This is a genomic window from Campylobacter sp. TTU-622 (genome assembly GCF_016598965.1).
In the GTDB taxonomy this organism is placed as follows: Bacteria; Campylobacterota; Campylobacteria; order Campylobacterales; family Campylobacteraceae; genus Campylobacter_D.
Genome location: NZ_JAENKR010000190.1, coordinates 1 through 783 on the forward strand (window position 1 = coordinate 1; position 783 = coordinate 783).

At 28.2% G+C, this 783-nt stretch carries 1 protein-coding gene; it reads left to right on the forward strand.

The annotated features are described in order from the left end of the window. The coding region (locus JG677_RS08390; RefSeq protein ID WP_267905155.1) for a PDC sensor domain-containing protein at positions 1–783 on the forward strand (783 nt) is incomplete at both ends.

Consider the following 783-nt stretch of genomic DNA (forward strand, 5'->3'; position numbering starts at 1 on the left):
TTGTAAGTGATACAGATTCTGATGCTAAAGGAAAGAATTTTGGTATTTATGGTAAAGCTGATAATTATGATGCAAGAACAAGAGATTATTATCAGGAAGCTTTAAAAACAAATGGAATTTATATAACCCCTTCTTATATTGACATAACTTCAAATCTTCCTTGTTTTACTTACTCAAAGGCTCTTTATAAAGATGGTAAATTTATAGGAGTTTTAGCAATTGATGTCTTGGTAGAAGAATTGCAAAAAGAATTTGAAACTAATCCAGGAAGAACTTTTGTTTTTGATAAAAACAATAAAGTTTTTGCTTCAACAGATAAAGAACAACTTAAAGAAGGTTACAATATAGACCAAATTGCAAATATTGCTAAAACAAAAGCTGATTTAGAACCTTTTGAATATCAACGTGCTGATGGCTCACAAAGATTTGGAATTTGTACTAAAATTGGAGATTATACTGCTTGTATAGCAGAATCATTGGATGTGATAAAAAGTTCTGCAAATAAAATGGCTTATATACAAATAGTAGTTGTTATTATAATGATAGCACTTAGTATCATATTGCTTTATGTTATCCTTTCTAAACTTCTCTCCCCACTCACCACTATCCAAAATGGTCTTAACTCATTCTTTGATTTTATTAATCATAAAACAAATAATGTATCAACCATTAATATAAAAACAAATGATGAATTTGGTCAAATATCTAATGCCATCAATGAAAACATTCTTCAAACTAAACAAGGTTTAGAACAAGATAATCAAGCAGTAAAAGAAAGTGTAT